22 protein-coding genes are annotated in these 17,844 nt (G+C 67.7%); 10 read left to right on the top strand and 12 right to left on the bottom strand.

Annotated elements, in window-relative coordinates; translation table 11 throughout:
• The first annotated feature begins 93 nt into the window (after nt 1-93).
• Nucleotides 94-1,425, top strand: coding sequence for a phosphoribosyltransferase family protein (locus VNF71_16270; GenBank protein HVA76111.1), 1,332 nt, complete (start codon nt 94-96; stop codon nt 1,423-1,425).
• 193 nt (nt 1,426-1,618) lie between these two features.
• Here the strand turns inward: VNF71_16270 and VNF71_16265 are convergent, their stop codons facing one another.
• Genes VNF71_16265 through VNF71_16250 form a run of 4 tightly spaced genes read right to left on the bottom strand, consistent with a single transcriptional unit; the run spans nt 1,619 to nt 4,462 of the window.
• A complete protein-coding gene (locus tag VNF71_16265) occupies nt 1,619-2,041 on the bottom strand; it encodes an alcohol dehydrogenase catalytic domain-containing protein (GenBank protein HVA76110.1) in 423 nt (140 codons plus the stop codon).
• The gene (locus tag VNF71_16260; GenBank protein HVA76109.1) at nt 1,954-2,739 is read right to left on the bottom strand and encodes an ABC transporter permease subunit; all 786 of its coding nucleotides are present in this window, start codon (nt 2,737-2,739) and stop codon (nt 1,954-1,956) included. Before VNF71_16260 ends, VNF71_16265 begins: the two co-directional genes overlap by 88 nt.
• Entirely contained in the window at nt 2,736-3,677 is a 942-nt protein-coding gene (locus tag VNF71_16255; GenBank protein HVA76108.1) for an ATP-binding cassette domain-containing protein, read from the bottom strand. The genes VNF71_16260 and VNF71_16255 overlap by 4 nt, the downstream gene beginning before the upstream one ends.
• A gap of 53 nt (nt 3,678-3,730) precedes the next feature.
• Nucleotides 3,731-4,462 carry a sulfite exporter TauE/SafE family protein gene (locus VNF71_16250; GenBank protein HVA76107.1) on the bottom strand — a complete coding sequence of 244 codons (732 nt, stop codon included), beginning with the start codon at nt 4,460-4,462 and terminating at the stop codon, nt 3,731-3,733.
• A gap of 205 nt (nt 4,463-4,667) precedes the next feature.
• Here VNF71_16250 and VNF71_16245 point away from each other — a divergent pair, with 205 nt between their 5' ends.
• Nucleotides 4,668-5,138, top strand: a complete 471-nt coding sequence (locus VNF71_16245; GenBank protein ID HVA76106.1) for a hypothetical protein — start codon at nt 4,668-4,670, stop codon at nt 5,136-5,138.
• A 26-nt stretch (nt 5,139-5,164) separates the two neighbouring features.
• On the opposite strand, the gene VNF71_16240 is transcribed toward VNF71_16245, so the two are convergent.
• The 4 genes from VNF71_16240 to VNF71_16225 form a co-directional block, all read right to left on the bottom strand.
• Entirely contained in the window at nt 5,165-6,352 is a 1,188-nt protein-coding gene (locus VNF71_16240) for an FAD-dependent oxidoreductase (GenBank protein ID HVA76105.1), read from the bottom strand.
• 1 nt (nt 6,353) lies between these two features.
• Nucleotides 6,354-6,596, bottom strand: coding sequence for a sulfurtransferase TusA family protein (locus VNF71_16235; GenBank protein ID HVA76104.1), 243 nt, complete (start codon nt 6,594-6,596; stop codon nt 6,354-6,356).
• 57 nt (nt 6,597-6,653) lie between these two features.
• Nucleotides 6,654-7,106 (bottom strand): DsrE/DsrF/DrsH-like family protein, encoded by a 453-nt coding sequence (locus VNF71_16230; protein ID HVA76103.1) that lies wholly within the window; start codon nt 7,104-7,106, stop codon nt 6,654-6,656.
• A 154-nt stretch (nt 7,107-7,260) separates the two neighbouring features.
• Nucleotides 7,261-7,623 (bottom strand): metalloregulator ArsR/SmtB family transcription factor, encoded by a 363-nt coding sequence (locus tag VNF71_16225; GenBank protein ID HVA76102.1) that lies wholly within the window; start codon nt 7,621-7,623, stop codon nt 7,261-7,263.
• Nucleotides 7,624-7,672: 49 nt separating this feature from the next.
• Here VNF71_16225 and VNF71_16220 point away from each other — a divergent pair, with 49 nt between their 5' ends.
• Genes VNF71_16220 through VNF71_16210 form a run of 3 tightly spaced genes read left to right on the top strand, consistent with a single transcriptional unit; the run spans nt 7,673 to nt 9,758 of the window.
• Nucleotides 7,673-8,179 carry an ArsI/CadI family heavy metal resistance metalloenzyme gene (locus VNF71_16220; GenBank protein HVA76101.1) on the top strand — a complete coding sequence of 169 codons (507 nt, stop codon included), beginning with the start codon at nt 7,673-7,675 and terminating at the stop codon, nt 8,177-8,179.
• A gap of 41 nt (nt 8,180-8,220) precedes the next feature.
• Complete coding sequence (gene arsB / locus VNF71_16215; protein HVA76100.1) at nt 8,221-9,336, top strand: ACR3 family arsenite efflux transporter; 1,116 nt, start codon at nt 8,221-8,223, stop codon at nt 9,334-9,336.
• A complete protein-coding gene (locus VNF71_16210) occupies nt 9,333-9,758 on the top strand; it encodes an arsenate reductase ArsC (protein HVA76099.1) in 426 nt (141 codons plus the stop codon). The genes arsB and VNF71_16210 overlap by 4 nt, the downstream gene beginning before the upstream one ends.
• Here the strand turns inward: VNF71_16210 and VNF71_16205 are convergent.
• The 3 genes from VNF71_16205 to VNF71_16195 are packed head-to-tail and all read right to left on the bottom strand — an operon-like array spanning nt 9,732 to nt 12,848.
• The gene (locus VNF71_16205) at nt 9,732-11,930 is read right to left on the bottom strand and encodes an MMPL family transporter (GenBank protein HVA76098.1); all 2,199 of its coding nucleotides are present in this window, start codon (nt 11,928-11,930) and stop codon (nt 9,732-9,734) included. The two genes, VNF71_16210 and VNF71_16205, sit on opposite strands and share 27 nt — an antisense overlap.
• Nucleotides 11,931-11,985: 55 nt before the next feature.
• Nucleotides 11,986-12,432: a thioredoxin gene (gene trxA / locus VNF71_16200; protein ID HVA76097.1), complete on the bottom strand. Its 447-nt coding sequence runs from the start codon at nt 12,430-12,432 to the stop codon at nt 11,986-11,988.
• Nucleotides 12,429-12,848, bottom strand: a complete 420-nt coding sequence (locus VNF71_16195; protein ID HVA76096.1) for a DUF302 domain-containing protein — start codon at nt 12,846-12,848, stop codon at nt 12,429-12,431. The genes trxA and VNF71_16195 overlap by 4 nt, the downstream gene beginning before the upstream one ends.
• Before the next feature lie 133 nt (nt 12,849-12,981).
• Between VNF71_16195 and VNF71_16190 the strand changes: the two genes are divergently transcribed.
• Genes VNF71_16190 through VNF71_16175 form a run of 4 tightly spaced genes read left to right on the top strand, consistent with a single transcriptional unit; the run spans nt 12,982 to nt 16,217 of the window.
• The gene (locus VNF71_16190) at nt 12,982-13,320 is read left to right on the top strand and encodes a metalloregulator ArsR/SmtB family transcription factor (GenBank protein ID HVA76095.1); all 339 of its coding nucleotides are present in this window, start codon (nt 12,982-12,984) and stop codon (nt 13,318-13,320) included.
• 19 nt (nt 13,321-13,339) lie between these two features.
• Complete coding sequence (locus VNF71_16185) at nt 13,340-14,734, top strand: MBL fold metallo-hydrolase (protein HVA76094.1); 1,395 nt, start codon at nt 13,340-13,342, stop codon at nt 14,732-14,734.
• A 3-nt stretch (nt 14,735-14,737) separates the two neighbouring features.
• Complete coding sequence (locus VNF71_16180) at nt 14,738-15,571, top strand: sulfite exporter TauE/SafE family protein (protein ID HVA76093.1); 834 nt, start codon at nt 14,738-14,740, stop codon at nt 15,569-15,571.
• 49 nt (nt 15,572-15,620) lie between these two features.
• Nucleotides 15,621-16,217 (top strand): class I SAM-dependent methyltransferase, encoded by a 597-nt coding sequence (locus VNF71_16175; GenBank protein ID HVA76092.1) that lies wholly within the window; start codon nt 15,621-15,623, stop codon nt 16,215-16,217.
• A gap of 22 nt (nt 16,218-16,239) precedes the next feature.
• On the opposite strand, the gene VNF71_16170 is transcribed toward VNF71_16175, so the two are convergent.
• Nucleotides 16,240-17,175, bottom strand: coding sequence for a sigma-70 family RNA polymerase sigma factor (locus tag VNF71_16170; GenBank protein ID HVA76091.1), 936 nt, complete (start codon nt 17,173-17,175; stop codon nt 16,240-16,242).
• Between the two features lie 240 nt (nt 17,176-17,415).
• Here VNF71_16170 and VNF71_16165 point away from each other — a divergent pair, with 240 nt between their 5' ends.
• Complete coding sequence (locus tag VNF71_16165) at nt 17,416-17,667, top strand: hypothetical protein (protein ID HVA76090.1); 252 nt, start codon at nt 17,416-17,418, stop codon at nt 17,665-17,667.
• The last annotated feature ends 177 nt before the right edge of the window (nt 17,668-17,844 follow it).

The raw sequence follows: 17,844 nt of genomic DNA, 5'->3' as shown, positions 1-17,844 counted from the left end.
CGGAGGGCTGCCCGTGCAAATTCCCTGACTTTTGCCTCTGGCAATCGCCGGGAAGGAGGCGGAAGATCAGGAGGGTGAGGAAGGAGGCTTGCCGTGGCTTTTCGCAACCGGGTCGATGCCGGACGGCGACTTGCCGATCAGCTGATGTTCCTTCAAGGCCAGGACGTCGTCGTACTGGGCCTCCCCCGCGGCGGGGTGCCGGTCGCCTTCCAGGTAGCCTCGGCCTTGCACGCCCCACTGGACGTGATCGTGGTTCGCAAGCTGGGCGTGCCGTTCCAGCCCGAGCTCGGAATGGGGGCCGTAGCCGAGGGGGGCGTGCGGGTCATCAACGACCAGGTGGTCCGCATGGCTGACATCAGCACGACCGAGCTGTCCGCCGTCGCGGAGAGAGAAAGCGGAGCGGTGGTTCAGCGGGCCGATGTCCTGCGTCGCGGCCGGCCTGCCGTCCCACTCCAAGGCCGCATCGCGGTGGTCGTCGACGACGGGATGGCCACCGGTTCCACCGCCCGCGCCGCGTGCCGAGCGGCCAAAGCCCGAGGTGCCGAGCGGGTCATCCTGGCGGTCCCGGTCGCCAGTCCCGAGGCCGTGGCCGACCTGAGTCACGAGGCAGAAGTGGTATGTCTGCAAACCCCGCACGACCTCTGGGCAGTGGGCCAGTGGTACAGAGACTTCAGTCAAACGTCCGACCACGAAGTCGTCGAGTTGCTGGAGAAGGCAGCGCAAGCCGGACCCGGCGATCGCAGCAGCCACCAGGCCGGCGCCCCCCTCGTCGAGACAACGTCCAGCGTCGACATCGACACCGGGAACGTGACCCTACAAGGCGATCTCACCATGCCGGACGACCCTGCCGGCATCGTGGTCTTCGCTCACGGCAGCGGCAGCAGCCGCCACAGCCCTCGCAACCGGTTCGTCGCAGCCCGGCTCAACCAAGCGCGGCTGGCTACGTTGCTCTTCGACCTGCTCACGGTGTCGGAGGAGGCCGACCGGCGCAACGTGTTCGACATCGAACTGTTGGCCGGGCGTCTCGTCGAAGCAACCGCCTGGGTGCGAGATCATCCAGATACCGATCGGCTTCCGATCGGGTACTTCGGAGCGAGCACCGGTGCCGCCGCCGCTTTGTGGGCCGCGGCCCAGCCCGGTACGGAGATCGCCGCCGTGGTGTCGCGCGGAGGCCGGCCAGACCTGGCCGGCTCGCGTTTGGGCCTGGTTCGTGCTCCCACGCTTCTCATCGTGGGAGGCAGCGACACTGAGGTTCTCCGCCTCAACCGGGATGCCCAGTCCCGGCTGGCATGCGAGAACCGTCTCGCAGTCGTGCCGGGCGCCACCCACCTGTTCGAGGAGCCCGGAACACTCGGCGAAGCCTCCGATCTGGCGAGGAGCTGGTTCCTGGATCACCTCCACGGGACGCAAAGGCCCGCCGCATGACTCCGACGCCACCTAACCCACCGCCGGAGCCGACCCCACCGCCCGAACCGCTACCCCCGCCCGAACCGCTACCGCCGCCCGAACCGCTACCGCCGCCCGAGCCGACGCCGCCCCCGTTCCCCGTGCCGCCGCCGCAGCCTCCTCTGGCAGCGATAGCAAGACTGCAGCGGCCGGCTTCAACGGCTGGCTGCCTTCAGCGAAGATCAAAGACGATCCGGCCCTCGATCTCACCCCTTTCGACCTGGCCGATCGATTCGTTGACGTCCTCGAGCTTGCGTGATTCCCGGACGATGTGGGTGCGGCCGTCGGCGTGAAGCTCGAAGGTCTCTGCCAGATCGACGCGGCACGCCTCACACGCCTCACACGCCCCACACGCCCCACACGCCCCACACGCCCTGCCTAGCCACGGGATCGCTACACGATCACCTTCGTGCAAGCGGGTCACTCCGGGACCCACGCGAGAGACCAGGCCTGACGACCCAGGGCGAGCGGCCGTATTGGGCGACGCGAAGCATTCCCGTGTCGAGTTCAGGTCACGTCGCGGCGCATCGTGAAGACTGCACCGAGTACAACCATCAGCACACCCCAGGCGAGAAGGGTTAGCGCCCCGCCCCACCAGGGCAGGATGTTGGCAGCCTTGACGTTCGAGGCTTGGACCATCGCACTCGATGCCGCCGAGGGCAGAACCTTGGCGGCCCATCCCAGGTGCGCCCATCGCAGGAAGAGTTCCAGGAGTCCTTCGACGATGGTCACGATGGCCAGTGCGGCGAGGACGGCCGCGGTCTGGTTCTTGAGCAGCGCCCCGAACCCCAACCCGAAGACTGCCCAAACGGCGAGGCCGAGGACCATCAGCACCAGCATGCGGGGTATGCCGTAGGAACCGATGTGCACCGGATACCCGCGGGCCGCGATCAGCACAGCGCCGAGTGCAGCAGCGATGGCTGTGTACACGAGCCCCATGGCCAACCCGGTGCCGGCGGCGACTACTGCTTTTGCTGTGAGCACGCGCGAGCGTCGCGGGGCTACCAGAAGCGTCGGGGTGATGGTCTTGTGACGAAACTCCCCGCTGATCAGGATCACGCCCATTATCAGTGGCATCAGGTAGCCGATCTCGAAGGGAACGCCGTACACGGCCCGGAGCGAGCCCGGATCCGAGAGACTCCTCAACGCGTTGGTGCCCGCTTGGTTGTTGCCAGCGGTGAACACGATCACCACCACGTAGAACGCAACCAATACGATCCCGCCGAGGGTGAGACCCAGAAGCATTCGGGTGGTGAGCAGCTTTCGTACCTCGGCGCGGATCAGCCTGGTCATGGACGCCCGCTCGTGACTGCTGCCGGTCGTTCGGAAGCCGGCTCCTGATGATGGTCCGAGTTGGTGAGCTGGAGGAAGACAGCTTCGAGGTCGGCGGGTCGTTCCGCTAGCCCGGACAGTTCGATGCCGTTGACATAGGCCAGGTGCCCAACGCGTTCGGCAGTGGTGCTCGGGACGAACAGCTCTTCTCCGCGCAGTTCACCGGACAGGCCCGCGTCGCGAAGCACCTCGCTCATTCGCGTCGCTGAGGGGGTCCGCACCCGGACTCCCGCCCCTGCAGCGTTGATGATGTCCTCCAGCTGCCCCTGCTTCACCAGCCGGCCGCCGGTGATGATCACGACCCTGTCGGCGGTGTGTTCCATCTCGGCCAGCAGATGGCTGGATACAAGGACCGTCTTGCCGAGGTCGTGCGCCATGTACTCGAGGAGCTCGCGCAGCCAGCTGATACCGGCCGGATCGAGACCGGTTGCCGGTTCGTCCAGTACCAGGTAGCCGGGGTCACCGAGCAGAGCAGCGGACAGCGCCAGCCGTTGCCGCATCCCCGTCGAGTAGCCCCCGACCCGCCGGTCAGCGTCACTGGTCAGACCCGTCAGGTCGAGGACTTCTTCAGCCCTTCGATCCGGGAGCCCCGCCGCTGCGCACAGTACCCGCAGATGATTCCGGGCCGTACGCCCGGGGTGGAAGCTCGATGCCTCCAACGCGGCGCCCACCGTTCGGGCCGGTTCGGCCAGATCGCTGTAACGGGCGCCGGCGATGAGGGCCTTGCCGGACGTGGGCGCAATCAGCCCGAGCAAGCATCGCAGCGTGGTGGTCTTGCCGGCTCCGTTCGGTCCGAGAAAGCCCGTGACCTCCCCGGACGGCACCGCGAATGTCAGGTCGTCGACGGCCCGCACCGGCCCAAAGTCCTTGGACAGGTGGTCCACCACTATCTCGGTCATGCACGACCATTGAGCATCTGGTCGGGCGCGACCGGACAGGGCCCAAATACCCTTTACGCATGACCGATGAGGGCGTGCACCAGCGCGCTCACGGCTGTGATCCCGGCGAAGACGAGCACCCCCGGGCGCAACCACCCGCGGTCGAGGAACCCGTGCAACCGGCGACCGGCGACCGAACCAGCCACGACCACCGGAGCGAGACCCACACCGAGCAGCACCTGGCCCAGGTCGACCTGTCGTGCAGCACCGAGCGTGACAAGCGAGAGCACGGTGCCGAAGGTGAACGCGGCAGCCAACGTCGACCGCATGGTCGGTCCGGGATGATGCTGGTAGAGCAGGGCCAGCGGGGGGCCGCCGATGCCGGCCGATGTCCCTGTCACGCCCGATACCAGCCCGGCCGCGAACTGAGTGCTGCGCCGCATCCGCAACGGTGGTATCGCCACACTCGCCACCACGAGAGCCAGCACGATGGCGCCGGCGAGCGCCTGCAGGATCGTCGTCGACACTGTGGCGACGACCCACGCGCCGATGACGGTGCCGGGGACGCGACCGGAGATGATCCACCCGACGCCGGCCCGGTCGACGGCGTGGCGTTCGTAGCGGAGCATTCCGATCGAGACCGGAATGCCGAGCACGATCACCGTCACCGGCAGTGCCTTCGGCAGCACCAGAGCAAGTACCGGGACGCTCACGAGGTTCATGCCAAACCCGAGGGACCCCTGCACGGTCGCACCGACGGCCGTCGCCACCACCGCCGCTGCGACCGCCCCAATCGTGACATCCACGGGAGACACTTCTTAGCCCACTTCTTGACCCACTTCGCCTGGGCCGCAAGCCCGCCGACAACGTCCGAGTCGGCGCACCACGCTCAGTGATGCCGGAAGACCCGCAGGATTCGGGCCGTTGGGCTCTGCTCACGGCCCCTCGCAGCGCGGTTCAGTAGCGAGCAACGGTTTTCAGCAGCTGGCAAACAATGAAGGAAGGTGCGCAGTGATCGAACCGAGCGTAGAAGGCCTCCAAGCCGCCCTGGCCCGCCACGCCTCTTCGAGCGGCCAGGTCTACCCAAGCAGCCTGGGACTGATCGACGCCGAAGAGCACTGGTCCGGTCGGCTGTGGGAAGTCGCCGGCCTGGTGATGGCCGACCAGGAGACCATGCGCTACCTGGCCGGGGGTAACCGAGCGGATGAGATCGCCGCCTGTGCAGCCCGCTGGAGCGAGTCAACCTTGGCGTTGGACGAGATCAAGGCGGTCTTCGCCGCCAAAGGCTACGACCCCGAACCATTCGAGGCCTTGGCCCGAGCCGGGCTCCTCGACACTGCGCTGCAACTCGACGACGGAAACCCCCGCTTCATCCACGATGAACACGCAGGCGCGTGGATCAGCGACACCTTCGCCATGTCCTCGGACCAGGAGACCCTCCAAGGAGTCGCGCAGGCAATCGACGCACCCGCCCCGGCCTGAAAGCACTTCCCGCTGCCACAACCAGCTCAGACCCGCGCCTGCGGCTCTGCCGGTCGGCGCGCCGGCCGGGTGAGCGCGAAGTAGGCGGAAAAGATGGGCTCGAGCGTCCCGCGCAGGCTGAGCCAGTAGATCCGCGCGAAGGCCATCTTCATGAAGTGCTTGAGCCGGCTGGGCGCCGCCTTGACCACGGGGGCGTCGAATGATCCGACCACGAACGTTCCGCGTCCGTCACCGAGGTCGAAGGGGCAGTTCGTACGCCCGTCGAAGGTCGCCGCGTGTCCGGCAAGGGTCCGGGCGACCACCTTCGCCTCCAGGTGCGCTCCCACGCCGGCTTTGGAGGTGGGCACGTTGGAGCCATCGCCGATGGCGAACGCGCTGTCGGTGCCCTTGACCCGGAGCGTCTGTTTGTCGACGATGACGAAACGGTCCGCGTCGACGACCTCGGGCGGCTCGAAGGTGACCTTGGCACCGCCGAAGGGCGGGATGACTATCGGCAGGTCGTAGTGGATCTGGTCTCCCTCGATGGAGTGGATCGTCTGGGTGGCCGGGTCAATCCGGTCCACGTCGAAGAAGGTGAACACCTCGATCCCCCGGTCTTTCAGGATCGGTTCGATCAGTTCGCTCATTGGCGCCGCCGGGTAGGGCCGCGGGTATGGGGTGAAATACACCAGGTGGCTCTTTTCCCTCAGGCCACGCCGGCGCAGCAGCCGGTCCGCCAGCAGGATCCCTTCCAGCGGAGACGGTGGGCACTTGATGATCGGGAAGCTCTGGCCCAAGGCGATGGTGCCACCCTCGAAGTTGTCGAGGTTGCGCCACAGTTTCTGGGCTTGGGCGACGGAGGAGTGGTAGTCGCCGTAGCGGTCGTCGACCTCGCTCAGGCCTGGGATCGACGACAGGTCCGGGCTCATCCCTGTCGCCAGCACGACGTAGTCGTATTCGAGGTGAGCTCCGCCTGCCGTGGTGGCGACCTGGCGGTTCAGGTCTACGTGCGTCACAGCGTCGTGGACGAAGCGAACATGGCGCGCAAGCAGTGACCGCTCGTCACGGGTCACCTTGGCGCTGGCGTTCGAGAAGGCGATGTAGAGAAGCGCCGGCTGGAACAGGTGCTGCGCCGACGCGCTCACCACCGTCGTCTCGAAGTCCCGCTTGTTCAAGCTGTTGGCGAGGATGGTGGCGCCGGCGCCGCCGCCGATGATCAGGACCTGTTTTGTCATGTCAGCGCTTGGTGATCTGCACCACGACGACGATTTTGCCGTCGTGGTCCTCGATCGACATGACCTGGTTGCCGGTCTTGGCCGCCCAGGCCCGCACGTCCGGCTTGACACCGGGGTCGGTCGCCCACAGCTCGATCACGTCCCCGACCTTTGAGCGCCTGTAGGCGAGGGCCAGGTCGGTGATGGGCCCCGGGCACGCGGAACCCCGCGAGTCAACCAGGGTCGTCGTTGCCGTCTGTTCCATCGCGATCCTCCGATCGGTTCGCCCGTGCCCACGCACGGGATCAGATGAAGCCCGGGATCAGATGAAGAAGGTCTCGCTTCCCTCGGCCGACTGCACGAACGTGGCAGCACCCACCATGTCGTCGACCAGCTCGGCGTCGAAGTCGTCGAGGGTGAGCCCCATCACCCCGCACATCATCGAGCAAACATGCACCTTGGCACCCAGGTGCTTGGCCTGGCGCATCATGGCGTCCCAGCTCGCGACATGGCTTGCCTCCATGCCCTGTGCGAGCGCGGGTGCCATCTCCGCGAACTCGGCCGGGAACGGCAGCTGCGGGTGCTCCTTGGTGAAAGCCCGCAAGGCGAAACCGGTCACGAAGATCTCCACCTCCATGCCCATGGCTGCGCCGGCCTGCGCGAGGACACCGAGCGGAATGAACTTGTCGGCCGTGCCGCTGAACATCACGATCGACATCTTGTTGGTCGTCCGCCCTACGGCAGACGGCGCCGCGACTTCGATCACGCTCGTCATAGCGCTTCCTCTCATCTTTGCACCTGGGCCAACCCCGACGGGGCGTGGTTCTCGGTCACGCCAACCACCGTAGGAACGCTCACCTAGAGCGGCGTAGGGTAGTTCGGCCCTTAGCTATGGCAACCGCGGTGAACCGCCGCACCGTGTGCTGTGCTCAGGCTTCGAGGGCGCCTTTCAAGGTGGCCAACCGGTCGCGGTCGAGGGAGTACCACACCCACCTACCTCGCCGGTCGCCGTGCACGAGGCCCGCCTCGGCAAGGATCCTGAGGTGGTGTGACACAGTCCCCTGGGTCTTGCCGAGCGGTCCGACGAAGTCGCAGACGCAGATCTCGCCCTGCGGGGCGGCTGCCAGCATCGACAGGACCCGCAGGCGCACCGGGTCTCCCAGAGCGCCGAACCCGCGGGACAGTTCCTGGGCGTCGTCGAGGTCCAAGGGGGCGGCCAGTACCGAAGGGCAGCACACGGCGCTGGTCGCGTCTGCCACGGCGGCTCTGGCTGCTACGGCCGTCTTTGCCATGTGTCTCCCATTGACAACTGTGATTGCATCGATCATTATCGAAGCATCGATGTTTGTCAATGTTACCTCGGAGGTCAGCGTGTCTCGTGTCCAACTCGCCTTGAACGTCGCCGATATCGACGAGGCCGTGGCCTTCTACTCGAAGCTCTTCGCCACCGAGCCGGCCAAGGTCAGGGACGGCTACGCCAACTTCGCAATCGCTGACCCGCCCCTCAAGCTGGTCCTCATCGAAGACCCCAACCAGACCCCCGGTTCCCTGAACCACCTGGGCGTCGAGGTGGAGACCACCGAGCTGGTGGCCGCCGCCGAGGCCCGCCTGGCCGGAGAGGGCCTGGCAACTGCGGTGGAGGAGCAAACAGCATGCTGCTACGCCGTGCAGGACAAGGTGTGGGTGGACGGCCCTAGCGGAGAGCCGTGGGAGATCTACACCGTGCTGGCCGACACCGAGATGCCGGCGGGACAGCTGCGCTCCGCCGCGCCCGGCGAATCCGCATGCTGCACCACCCGACCCGAACCGGTCGGTCTGTCGACCAGCCAGCGCGGCTCGTGCTGCTGAACGCTTCTGCCGGCTCGTGAGAGAACCGGCGGAGATGAGCCTTGGGTGACGTTCTGACAGCCGGGCCGGTGCCCGACGACGACCGGCCCGTCATCGCCCGGCTGTCGTTCGTGGACCGCTTCCTGCCGGTGTGGATCATCCTTGCCATGGCCGCCGGCATCGGCCTGGGCCGGGCGATACCGAGCCTGAACACGCATCTCAACGCCATCCAGGTCACCTCCGGTACGTCGCTGCCCATCTTCATCGGACTGCTCGTGATGATGTACCCGGTGCTGGCCAAGGTCCGCTACGGCCAGATCGGCTCGGTCACCCAAGACCGGCCGATGCTGATCTCGTCCCTGGTGCTCAACTGGCTTGTCGGCCCGGCAGTGATGTTCGCCTTTGCCTGGCTGATGCTCCCCGACCAACCCGCTTACCGCACCGGTCTGATCATCGTCGGCCTGGCTCGCTGCATCGCGATGGTCCTCATCTGGAACGACCTCTCCTGCGGCGACCGCGAAGCCGCCGCCGTGCTCGTCGCGCTGAACTCGCTGTTCCAGATCGTGATGTTCTCGGTTCTCGGCTACTTCTACCTGAAAGTCCTCCCCGGGTGGCTGGGCCTGTCGACGGTCGGGCTTCATCTGTCGATCGGCCGTATCGCCGAGACGGTGGCCATTTTCTTGGGAGTGCCTCTCGTCGCGGGCTTCCTCACGCGCACCATCGGAGAGCGCACCAGAGGACGGGAATGGTACGAGAGCGTGCTGCTGCCCCGGCTCGGCCCCTTCGCCCTCTACGGCCTGCTCTACACCATCGTCATCCTCTTCGCCCTCCAGGGCCACACCATCACCTCCCGCCCCGAGGACGTCGCCCGCATCGCACTGCCACTGCTGGCCTACTTCGCCGTCATGTGGTTCGGATCGTTCATGCTCGGCCGGCGCATCGGCCTCGGCTACGAACGCACCGCCACCCTGGCGTTCACCGCGGCCGGAAACAACTTCGAGCTGGCCATCGCAGTCGCCATCGGTGTGTTCGGCGTGACCAGCGGCGAAGCCCTGGCCGGCGTCGTCGGTCCGCTCATCGAAGTCCCAGTCCTGGTGGGGCTGGTATACGTCGCATTGTGGGCCCGCAGGCGCTTGTACCCAGAGCTCTCCACCCCCCGAGCAAAGGAAGTCAGGTGACCCGCAAGCCCGTGGTGCTGTTCCTGTGCATCCACAACTCTGGCCGCAGCCTGGCAGCGAAGGTGCTGCTCGACCACTACGCCCGAGGCCGCGTCGAGGTCCGCTCCGCCGGCTCCGAACCTGGCGCACAGCTCAACCCGTCCGTCGTCGCCGTGCTGCAAGAACGCGGGCTCGACACTTCGAAAGAGTTCCCGAAACCCCTCACCGACGGCGACGCCGAAGCTGCCGATGTCGTGGTCACCATGGGATGCGGCGACACCTGCCCCATCTTCCCCGGCAAGCGCTACCTCGACTGGGAACTCCAAGACCCCGCCGGCCTGCCGATCGAACTGGTGCGGCCCATCGTCGCCGACATCGACCGACGGGTCCGGTCCTTACTGGCCGAGTTGGCAGGCTCAGTGGGAAAAGTGCACATGGGGTAGTACTGCGTTCAGCCACGCGGGGCGGTGCCAGATGCGGTGGCCGCCGAATCGGAGCAGGACGGGCAGCAGGACCAGCCGGGCCACGAATGCGTCCAGGGCCACGGCTACAGCCAGGATCACCCCCATCTCCTTGGGCGCGAGTGGGCCGGAGAGGGCGAAGGTCAAGAACACCGCGATCATGACCGCCGCCGCGGAGAGCACCACACGCCCGGACGTGCCGACCGAGCCGGTCATTGCGTGCTCCGCGTCGGGATGGGTCTCGTAGCGTTCCTTGGCCGCGGACAGAAGGAACAGGGTGTAGTCCATGGCGACCCCGAAGACCATGGCCCCGAAGAACAACGGGCCCCATGCGTCGACGAATCCCTGGGGGGTGAAGCTGAGCAGCCCGGAGAGGTGTCCGTCTTGGAAGATGAGCCTGGCGACGCCGAAGGCGCCGGCGACCGACAGCCCGGTGACGGCCACCCCGGCCGCGGCGACCAGCGGCGCGCCCAGGGCAACGAGCAGCAGGAGGAATCCCATCCCGGCGAGCACGCCGAACACGAGCGGGGTGCGGCTCGCCAGCGCGTGTTGCAGGTCGTGGTTCTCGGCGGCGGCACCCCCGACCAGGCTGCCGGCCGGAAGCAGGTGCCGCACGCGGTCGATGGTCGCGCCGGTCTCTGCGGTCGACGGTCCGCTTACCGGCACCACCTGGTCGAGGGTCCAGCCCGCGGCGCTGGGTCCGGGGACAACGGCGGCGACGCCGGGTGCGCCTTGCAGGCTGTGCAAGGCGGCGCTCTGTTGGGCGGCGGGGACCAGTACCTGAAGCGTGCCGGGCGCTCCGGGCCCAAACGCCTGGGTGACCTGGTCGTAGCCGATGCGGGCATTGGCCGACGCGGGGATGATGGTTATCGATGGCATCGAGGTGCGAAGGCCGATGACGGGGGCCGCGGCCAGCGCCAGCACGACGAGGGCGCCGAGCGCGGCGGGGATGGGGTGGCGCCAGACGGCCCGGCCCCAGGCGTGGAGGCGCTGTTCGAGTTGGTGGCCGTGGACATGGCCGGCGGCCGCGGAACCGCGGCGAAGCCGGATCCGCCCGGCGTCGATTCTGGTGCCCAGCCGGCCCAGGACCGCCGGTAGGAGGGTCAAGGTCGCGGCCAGCACGGCCACCACGGCCACCATGATGCCCAGGGCCATGGAACGGAAGGCGGGGCTGGGTACCAGCAGTATCGCCGCCAGTGAGGCCAGTACCGTCAGAGCGGAGAAGGCAACGGCCTTGCCGGCGGTGGCCATCGTCTCGGCGATCGATTCGACCGTGGCCGAGCGGTCCCCTGGGACGGCGCCGCGTCGATGCAGGGCGGATCGGAAGCGGACCACCACGAACAGGGCGTAGTCGATGCCCAAGGCGAGGGCGAACATCAAGGCGAAGTTCAACGCCCAGATGGAGACCGGTGCCACCTTGTCGGCGAGGACCAGGGCCCCGGCGGCGACGAGCAGCCCGGCCATGGTGAGCATGAGGGGGAGGCCGGCGGCGACAAGGCTGCCGAATGCCACGGCCAGGATGGCCAAGGTGACCGGCCAGGACAGCAACTCCGAGCGCATCATGGCCGAGTGGTTGGCGGTGTTGAAGTTTGCCCACAGGGCGCTGTCGCCCGTCAACGTCGCGCTGACCGATGCGTTCCCCGCCCGGGTGACGGGCCCGGCGAGTTGCTCGGCCGCCTTGACCATCGCGTTGGTGTCGGCGGCAGCCCCGGCGGTGATGATCCCGGTGCGCCCGTCAGCCGACAGAGACAGTCCCGGCTGGGGGGCGACGACCGTGGAGATCCGTGAATCGCCGCGCAACAAGGCCGTCACATGGGCGACGACCGCCCGGGCGGCCGGGTCGGTGGCGATCGGTCTTTGGTGGTCGACGACGACGACCTGCAGCGCGCTGGCGCCCAGACCGGAGAAGTCACGCTGGATGACGTTGCGAGCAGCGACGGACTGGCTGGTCGAGTCCTGCCAGCCGGCGCCGGCGAGCGCGGACTGAACCTTCGGGGCGAAGAAACCGAACGCCACGATGACCACGGCCCAGATCAGCAGGACCGCCCTCAGGTGTGTTGCGGCCCAAGCTCCCAGCCGCGGCATCCAGCCGCTGTGGTGCGCGACATCCGCTTCGCCGCCGGCAGGGCGGGGTTCGGGGTCCAGGTTGTTCACGGCGCTTAGGTATGGCCGCCGGGCACCGGCGGAGCGTCGGGTGGCGGGCATGCCGTCAGGACCCGACCTTGGACGCGGGAGCCGCGGTGAAGGACCGGATCCACGCCAGGAGGTGGTTCTCGGGTACCGCTCCGACCTGGCGGGCGACCTCCTCACCCCCCTCGAGCACGAGAAGGGTCGGGATGCCTTGCACTCCCAGCCGCGTGGAGATACCCGGGGCTCGGTCCACGTCGACCTTGACCACCTTCAGCTGCCCGGCGAGTTCCAGCGCGGCACGCTCGACGGCCGGGGAGACCATGTGGCAGGGTCCGCACCACGGCGCCCACAGGTCCACCAGGACGGGCACAGGGGCGTGACTGGCGGCGTCGAAGTCAGAATCGGTGGCCTCCACCAGCCAAGGAAGCGGGCTGTGGCAGGACGCGCACCGGGGGACACCGGACGCCGCACCGGGGACCCGATTGCGGACGTCGCAGGACGGGCAGGCCACGATTTTGTTGGTCATCGCGTTTCCTCCAATGTGGCGAGCGCTGCGTCGATGCGACGGGCGGCTTCCGCGGCGATGGGTTCGAGCTCGGCGATGCCTGGGACCGTTGCGATGATCGAGGGGTCGAGCGCCTGGACCACAACGCCGCCGTCCTCCTCGCGGACCACGACGTTGCAGGGCAGCAGGAGACCGATGTCGCGTGTCACGTCCAGGGCCCGCTGGGCGAGTTGAGGGTTGCACGCGCCGAGGATCACGTACGGCTCGATCTCCGCACCCAGCTTCGCCTGCAGGGTTGCGCGCACGTCGATCTCGGTGAGTGTCCCGAAGCCCTGGGCGGCGAATGCCTCCTTGACCCTGGGCACCGCCTCTGTGAAGGCGACCTTCAACCTGACGCTCTTGCCGTACTGCATCGGGTGTTCCTCTCTCTCGGTCACGGGTGGGAACTCGGACATGTGTAGGGAACAAGCCCCTGGACTAGGTTGTTCCCTATATTCGTAGATACGAATATACTTGGATTTCGGTTTTTGGGGATGAGGTTTCTTGGATGTGGTTGACGAAGGAGGGCCGGTGACCGTACGGTTCGATACCCGGTTACGGGAGGAGCTGGAGGAGCTGACTGCGGGGGTATGCCGCGCGTTGTCGGACCCGAAGCGGCTGATGATCCTCTACGCGCTGGCCGAGCAACCCCGTGCGGTGGGTGAGCTCGCGGAGCTCCTGGAGGTGTCGCCGTCGAACGTCTCGCAGCATCTGGGCCTTCTGCGCGACCGGGGCCTCGTCGAGCCTCAGCGCGAGGCCAACAGGGTGATCTACGCGCTGCGCGACCCCAGGGTCGTCGAGGCCATCGACGTCCTGCGGGCGATCATGAGCGACGAGTTGGACCGCCGCCGAGCCATCCGCGCCGGCTGACCTCATCGAGGAGAGGAACGTGTTCTTCCGCCAGTACGAGCTTGGATGCCTGTCGCTCTACAGCTACATGATCGGCGACACGACCACCGGGCGGGCCGTGGTGATCGACCCGCAGCGAGACATCGGCATCTACCTCGAAGAAGCCGCCGCGAGCGGCCTGAAGATCGAGCGGGTGATCGAAACCCACTTCCACGCCGATTTCGTCTCCGGCCATTTGGAGTTGGCCCGCGCGACGGGGGCCGTCATCTCGTACGGCCCCGGAGCCGAGACGGAATTCCCGATCGAGCCCCTTGCCGACGGGCAGCGGCTGCTGCTGGGAGATGTCGTACTGGAGGTACGCGCCACCCCCGGCCATACTCCTGAATCGATCTCGCTCGTCGTCTGGGAGAACGGAGGCGCCGGCGACCCGTGGGCCGTGCTGACCGGGGACACCCTGTTCATCGGTGACGTCGGCCGGCCGGACCTGCTGGCATCCGCGGGGATCTCCCCGGAAGCTCTGGCACGGCAGCTGTACCGCTCGCTGCACGAGAAGCTACTGACGCTCCCCGAGGCGACCCGGGTCTTCCCCGCCCACGGCGCGGGATCGTCGTGCGGGCGGGCCATGTCGTCGGATCCCAGCTCCACCATCGGCGAGCAACGCAGGACCAACTACGCGCTGGCCCCGATCGGCGAGGAAGCGTTCGTAGCCGCGGTTGCCGGCGACCAGCCGACCGTCCCCGCGTACTTCGCTTTCGCCGCTTCCACCAACCGCCGCCACCACGTTCTGCACGACGACAGCGAGCTTCCCCCGTCGCTGTCAATCGAGGAGGTCAGCGAACACCAGCGGCTCGGCGCGGTGGTGGTCGACGCCCGATCGCCACAGGCCTTCAGTTCGGGGCACCTCGAAGGGTCGGTCAACGTCGACCTCGACGGGCGCTTCGCCGAGTACGCCGGCGCCCTGGTGGAGCCGGGACGGCCGGTCGTCGTGGTGACCGACGCCGGCAGGGAGGCCGAGGCCAGGACGAGGCTCGCGCGGGTCGGCTGCGACAACGTCGTCGGGCACCTCCCCGCAATCGAAGTGGTGCTGGCGGACCATCCCGGCATGTCCAGCCGCGCCAGGCGCCTCCCCAACGCGGACCTCGCCGAGTGGATGTCCGCGGATCCAGACCTGCAGGTGCTCGACGTGCGCAACTCCTCCGAGCTACAGGGCGGGATGATCCCCGGATCGAAGGCGGTGCCGCTCGCAGTGCTACGCGACCGGCTGGGCGAGCTCGACCCTGGGCGCGACGTCGTGGTCGTGTGCGCGTCAGGTAGCCGCTCCTCCATGGCCGCGTCGTTGCTCCGATCGGAGGGTTTCGCCACCGTCGCCGACCTGCTCGGCGGCTTCGACGCGTGGGCGTCGGCGGGGCTTCCGGTCGCCGGCCCCAGGGTTTGAGCGGTGCGAGCGCTTATAGCCTCCCCACTCGGTTTCCTGATCGGCCTGTCGCTGGGGGCCCTCGGAGCAGGCGGCTCGGTACTCGCGGTGCCCGTCCTCGTGTACGCCGCCGGCGAAGGCGCTCGCGCTGCGACCGCCACCAGCCTCCTGGTGGTCGGCGCCGCCGCGGTCGTGGGGATGGTCGCTCACCACCGGGTAGGACGGGTTCGGGTCGGCATGGGGGTGGCCTTCGGTCTCGCCGGGGTCGGCGGGTCTGTCGCGGGCAGCGTCCTGAACCGCCACCTCGACCCCAACGCCCTTCTCCTCGCTTTCAGCGTGATGGTGCTGGTGGCGGCGTGGCGGATGCTCGTGGGCTGCCCGACCTGCACGCGTGCCGGGGAGAGCCGGGCACTGACCCGCCCGGTGCCGCCGGGCCAGGAGGGCGGGGGCCTGCGAGTTGCACTTCGCCACCGTGTCGACGCCAAGGTCGCCGCCGCCGTGCTGGCCGCCGGCACTGGCATCGGGGTCGTCACGGGGCTGTTCGGTGTCGGCGGAGGCTTCGTGATAGTACCCGCCCTCACCCTCCTGCTCGGCCTGAACATGCCCGACGCGATCGGGACATCCCTGCTCGTCATCGCCATCAACTCGGCCAGCGCTCTGGTGACCCGGGTGGCCACCACCGGCATCGACTGGCGGGTCGCCCTGCCCTTCACGGTCGCCGCTGTCGCGGGAGTCGTGTCCGGCAAGCGGTTGGGAAGCGGGCTCGACCCCGAACGCAGCCTGCGGTACTTCGCAGCCGTGTTGGTCGCCGTCGCCATATACATAGCCGTGCGCGCCGGGACCGGCCTGGTGAACTGAGCTGTCGAGAAGGGCCGCCCCCGGCGCCCAGAGGAGGAGGTAACAGACGATGGACCGAAACGACTGGGACGCCCGCTACGCCGGCGACGAGTTGCTCTGGTCGGCCGAGCCGAACCGCTTCTTGGTGGAGGAGGTCTCCGACCTGCCGCCTGGGCGGGTCCTGGACGTCGCTTGCGGGGAGGGTCGCAACGCGATCTGGCTCGCCAGCCGCGGTTGGCGAGCAACGGGAGTCGACTTCTCCGAGGTGGGCCTAGCCAAGGCGGACCGTCTCGGCCGGCGCAGCGGTGTGGACGTCGACTGGGTCGTTGCGGACCTCATGGAATGGGCACCCGATTCAGAGGCCTTCGACCTGGTCATCATCTTCTACCTGCAGTTGCCCGCAGACCGGCGCAGGAAGGTGTACCGGAACATGGCGGCCGGCCTGGCCCCGGGCGGCACGATCCTGGTGGTGGGCCATGACTCCGACAACCTCGCCCGGGGCTACGGCGGCCCGCAGGATCCGTCGGTGCTCTTCAGCACCAACGACGTCGCCGGCGACCTGGCCGGCCTCGAGATCGTCAAGGCGCAGCAGGTGCTCAGGACCGTCAAGACAGATGAAGGCGAGAAGACCGCGATCGACGCCCTGGTGCGCGCCGTACGGCGATGACCGAGAGCGAACCCGGCGTGCGCTAGCCGGTGAGCAGTTCGTGGGCCCGGCGGTCGAGCATGGGGTGGCGAAGCTTGGACATTGCTCGTGCTTCGATCTGGCGTATCCGCTCGCGGGTCAGGTTGAAATGGGCTCCGACTTCGTCGAGGGTGCAGGGCTCTCCCTTGTCGAGGCCGAAACGCAGCCGCAGGATTTCGCGCTCGCGCTGGTCGAGAACCTCGAGCATCTTGGCGACCTCGCCAACCAGGAGGGCGGACGCGGCGGCGTCGAAGGGCGATACCGCGGTCGGGTCTTCGACGATGTCGCCCAGCTCGGCGTCGCTGTCGCTCCGCAGCGGCTCGGAAAGCGATGCGGGCTCGCCGACGTAACGGAGGATCTCGGTCACTTTGGTCTCGTCCAAGTCGAGGTCGGCAGCCAGCTCCGCGATGCTCGGGCGCCTGCCCAGCTGTCCTTCGAGGCGGCCGCGGGCTTTGGTCACCCTGACGAGTAGGTCGCCGGCGTGGACAGGGAGGCGCACGGTGCGCCCGTTGTTGGCGATCCCACGGGTGATGCCCTGGCGGATCCACCAAGTGGCGTAGGTGGAGAACTTGAACCCCTTGCGCCAATCGAATTTCTCCACCGCGTGCATCAGTCCGAGGTTGCCCTCTTGGACCAGGTCCAGAAGCGGAAGGTCGGCCGCGTGGTACTTCTTGGCGATGGAGACCACCAATCGCAGATTGGCGGTGACGAAAGTGTCGGCTGCCTTGTCGCCGTCGCGAATGAGCCTGCGCAACTCCCGCTGGCGGGACGGGGCAATGCCTTCCGCACCAGCCAGCTCGCCTCGGGCCTTCAGGCCGGCTTCGACGCTCTGAGCCAGCCGGACCTCGTCCTCCCTCGTGAGCAGAGCATGTTTGCCGACGTCGTTGAGGTAGAGACGAACCAAGTCCTCTTCGGGTTGTGCCGCTCGCTTGGTGGGCACTCGTCCTCGTCTCTCGATTCACCCGGGACAACTTGGGCGACTGCTGCTCCGGGTCACAGACCTGCCCAGGAGTCACAGCGTATCCGATGGCCACCCTGCCGATGACGACCGCAAGCGGTACGCTTGATTAGCGGTCGGGAAATTGTCCCCTCCGGTAGGGCCGAGCCTCGAGGCTCAGGAGGTGACGCCATGTCGGAGCCGTCCGAATCGGTTGATAGCGAAGTACTACGGCTCCGAAGCATGGGGCGCGCCTTCGCTCGCATCAGCAGAGACTTGGGTCTCGAACGCGGCGTCGACGCGCAGCGCGCCTTCCACCGGGCGGTTCGGGGTCTTCCAGACCCGGAACGCCAACGGGTCCGCGGCGAGGAGGTATCGCGCCTGGATCGCCTCGCCGAGCGAGTTCGCGCCGATTCCACCAAGAGCGACCTCGACCGAGCGCGACAGCTCAAGACGATCGACCGCATGCGAAGCCAGATACTCGAGGACGCTTGACTGACGCAAGACTCGGCGGGATCATCGTTGAGTTGAGCTAGGGTGGAGTCACCCCACCTTGCGGCGATCCCGTGTCCCCTCTTGAGGTCGCACCGGCTGGTCGCCTAACTCAGGAGTGTTCAGTTGTCTTCATCTTTCGCCGATCTCGGCGTGCCCGCCGAAGTCGCCTGTTCTCTA

This window comes from Acidimicrobiales bacterium (genome assembly GCA_035533095.1).
In the GTDB taxonomy this organism is placed as follows: domain Bacteria; phylum Actinomycetota; class Acidimicrobiia; order Acidimicrobiales; family Palsa-688; genus DATLUM01.
This window is presented reverse-complemented; position numbering and strand designations above follow the sequence as displayed.

Bases quoted from the DNA above. Each gene is read 5' to 3' on its own strand.
- VNF71_16165 (HVA76090.1), top strand. From the start codon at position 17,416: ATGGGGCGCGCCTTCGCTCGCATCAGCAGAGACTTGGGTCTCGAACGC.
- VNF71_16220 (HVA76101.1), top strand. From the start codon at position 7,673: ATGTTTGTCAATGTTACCTCGGAGGTCAGCGTGTCTCGTGTCCAACTC.
- VNF71_16255 (HVA76108.1), bottom strand. From the start codon at position 3,677: ATGACCGAGATAGTGGTGGACCACCTGTCCAAGGACTTTGGGCCGGTG.
- VNF71_16175 (HVA76092.1), top strand. From the start codon at position 15,621: ATGGACCGAAACGACTGGGACGCCCGCTACGCCGGCGACGAGTTGCTC.
- VNF71_16225 (HVA76102.1), bottom strand. From the start codon at position 7,623: ATGGCAAAGACGGCCGTAGCAGCCAGAGCCGCCGTGGCAGACGCGACC.
- trxA (HVA76097.1), bottom strand. From the start codon at position 12,432: ATGACCAACAAAATCGTGGCCTGCCCGTCCTGCGACGTCCGCAATCGG.
- VNF71_16235 (HVA76104.1), bottom strand. From the start codon at position 6,596: ATGGAACAGACGGCAACGACGACCCTGGTTGACTCGCGGGGTTCCGCG.
- VNF71_16240 (HVA76105.1), bottom strand. From the start codon at position 6,352: ATGACAAAACAGGTCCTGATCATCGGCGGCGGCGCCGGCGCCACCATC.
- VNF71_16230 (HVA76103.1), bottom strand. From the start codon at position 7,106: ATGACGAGCGTGATCGAAGTCGCGGCGCCGTCTGCCGTAGGGCGGACG.
- VNF71_16260 (HVA76109.1), bottom strand. From the start codon at position 2,739: ATGACCAGGCTGATCCGCGCCGAGGTACGAAAGCTGCTCACCACCCGA.